Source organism: Pseudomonas sp. MF6776, from assembly GCF_016613125.1.
GTDB lineage: Bacteria > Pseudomonadota > Gammaproteobacteria > Pseudomonadales > Pseudomonadaceae > Aquipseudomonas > Aquipseudomonas iridis.
In genome coordinates this window covers 1-3,191 of sequence record NZ_JAENSQ010000077.1, presented here as the reverse complement: position 1 = coordinate 3,191, position 3,191 = coordinate 1, and the positions used below count along the sequence as shown (strand labels likewise).

At 50.9% G+C, this 3,191-nt stretch carries 1 rRNA gene; it reads left to right on the top strand.

What is annotated here, in order from left to right:
• Positions 1-176 precede the first annotated feature (176 nt).
• A 23S ribosomal RNA gene (locus JJD74_RS30355) occupies positions 177-3,068 on the top strand.
• Positions 3,069-3,191 lie beyond the last annotated feature (123 nt).

The following is a 3,191-nucleotide window of genomic DNA, read 5'->3' as shown; positions in this document are numbered from 1 at the left end:
TTTGATTAGATCGTTCTTTAAAAATTTGGGTATGTGATAGAAAGATAGACTGAACGTTACTTTCACTGGTAACGGATCAGGCTAAGGTAAAATTTGTGAGTTACTCTGAATTGAGTATTATCGAATTTTCGGCGAATGTCGTCTTCACAGTATAACCAGATTGCTTGGGGTTATATGGTCAAGTGAAGAAGCGCATACGGTGGATGCCTTGGCAGTCAGAGGCGATGAAAGACGTGGTAGCCTGCGAAAAGCTTCGGGGAGTCGGCAAACAGACTTTGATCCGGAGATGTCTGAATGGGGGAACCCAGCCATCATAAGATGGTTATCTTGTACTGAATACATAGGTGCAAGAGGCGAACCAGGGGAACTGAAACATCTAAGTACCCTGAGGAAAAGAAATCAACCGAGATTCCCTTAGTAGTGGCGAGCGAACGGGGACTAGCCCTTAAGTGGCTTTGAGATTAGCGGAACGCTCTGGAAAGTGCGGCCATAGTGGGTGATAGCCCTGTACGCGAAAATCTCTTAGTCATGAAATCGAGTAGGACGGAGCACGAGAAACTTTGTCTGAATATGGGGGGACCATCCTCCAAGGCTAAATACTACTGACTGACCGATAGTGAACTAGTACCGTGAGGGAAAGGCGAAAAGAACCCCGGAGAGGGGAGTGAAATAGATCCTGAAACCGTATGCGTACAAGCAGTGGGAGCAGACTTTGTTCTGTGACTGCGTACCTTTTGTATAATGGGTCAGCGACTTATTTTCAGTGGCGAGCTTAACCGAATAGGGGAGGCGTAGCGAAAGCGAGTCTTAATAGGGCGTCTAGTCGCTGGGAATAGACCCGAAACCGGGCGATCTATCCATGGGCAGGTTGAAGGTTGGGTAACACTAACTGGAGGACCGAACCGACTACCGTTGAAAAGTTAGCGGATGACCTGTGGATCGGAGTGAAAGGCTAATCAAGCTCGGAGATAGCTGGTTCTCCTCGAAAGCTATTTAGGTAGCGCCTCATGTATCACTGTAGGGGGTAGAGCACTGTTTCGGCTAGGGGGTCATCCCGACTTACCAAACCGATGCAAACTCCGAATACCTACAAGTGCCGAGCATGGGAGACACACGGCGGGTGCTAACGTCCGTCGTGAAAAGGGAAACAACCCAGACCGTCAGCTAAGGTCCCAAAGTTATGGTTAAGTGGGAAACGATGTGGGAAGGCTTAGACAGCTAGGAGGTTGGCTTAGAAGCAGCCACCCTTTAAAGAAAGCGTAATAGCTCACTAGTCGAGTCGGCCTGCGCGGAAGATGTAACGGGGCTCAAACCATACACCGAAGCTACGGGTATCACTTAGGTGATGCGGTAGAGGAGCGTTCTGTAAGCCTGTGAAGGTGAGTTGAGAAGCTTGCTGGAGGTATCAGAAGTGCGAATGCTGACATGAGTAACGACAATGGGTGTGAAAAACACCCACGCCGAAAGACCAAGGTTTCCTGCGCAACGTTAATCGACGCAGGGTTAGTCGGTCCCTAAGGCGAGGCTGAAAAGCGTAGTCGATGGAAAACAGGTTAATATTCCTGTACTTCTGGTTATTGCGATGGAGGGACGGAGAAGGCTAGGCCAGCTTGGCGTTGGTTGTCCAAGTTTAAGGTGGTAGGCTGGAATCTTAGGTAAATCCGGGATTCTAAGGCCGAGAGCTGATGACGAGTCATCTTTTAGATGACGAAGTGGTTGATGCCATGCTTCCAAGAAAAGCTTCTAAGCTTCAGGTAACCAGGAACCGTACCCCAAACCGACACAGGTGGTTGGGTAGAGAATACCAAGGCGCTTGAGAGAACTCGGGTGAAGGAACTAGGCAAAATGGCACCGTAACTTCGGGAGAAGGTGCGCCGGTGAGGGTGAAGGACTTGCTCCGTAAGCTCATGCCGGTCGAAGATACCAGGCCGCTGCGACTGTTTATTAAAAACACAGCACTCTGCAAACACGAAAGTGGACGTATAGGGTGTGACGCCTGCCCGGTGCCGGAAGGTTAATTGATGGGGTTAGCTAACGCGAAGCTCTTGATCGAAGCCCCGGTAAACGGCGGCCGTAACTATAACGGTCCTAAGGTAGCGAAATTCCTTGTCGGGTAAGTTCCGACCTGCACGAATGGCGTAACGATGGCGGCGCTGTCTCCACCCGAGACTCAGTGAAATTGAAATCGCTGTGAAGATGCAGTGTATCCGCGGCTAGACGGAAAGACCCCGTGAACCTTTACTATAGCTTTGCACTGGACTTTGAATTTGCTTGTGTAGGATAGGTGGGAGGCTTTGAAGCGTGGACGCCAGTTCGCGTGGAGCCAACCTTGAAATACCACCCTGGCAACTTTGAGGTTCTAACTCAGGTCCGTTATCCGGATCGAGGACAGTGTATGGTGGGTAGTTTGACTGGGGCGGTCTCCTCCTAAAGAGTAACGGAGGAGTACGAAGGTGCGCTCAGACCGGTCGGAAATCGGTCGTAGAGTATAAAGGCAAAAGCGCGCTTGACTGCGAGACAGACACGTCGAGCAGGTACGAAAGTAGGTCTTAGTGATCCGGTGGTTCTGTATGGAAGGGCCATCGCTCAACGGATAAAAGGTACTCCGGGGATAACAGGCTGATACCGCCCAAGAGTTCATATCGACGGCGGTGTTTGGCACCTCGATGTCGGCTCATCACATCCTGGGGCTGAAGCCGGTCCCAAGGGTATGGCTGTTCGCCATTTAAAGTGGTACGCGAGCTGGGTTTAGAACGTCGTGAGACAGTTCGGTCCCTATCTGCCGTGGACGTTTGAGATTTGAGAGGGGCTGCTCCTAGTACGAGAGGACCGGAGTGGACGAACCTCTGGTGTTCCGGTTGTCACGCCAGTGGCATTGCCGGGTAGCTATGTTCGGGAAAGATAACCGCTGAAAGCATCTAAGCGGGAAACTTGCCTCAAGATGAGATCTCACTGGAACCTTGAGTTCCCTGAAGGGCCGTCGAAGACTACGACGTTGATAGGTTGGGTGTGTAAGCGCTGTGAGGCGTTGAGCTAACCAATACTAATTGCCCGTGAGGCTTGACCATATAACACCCAAGCAATTTGCGTCGAAAGGCCAGATTGCGGTGTGTGAAGACGAAACGAACCGAAAGTTCGATGTTCACAAACACCGAAAGCTGTCACATACCCAATTTGCTGAAGCGAGGCCA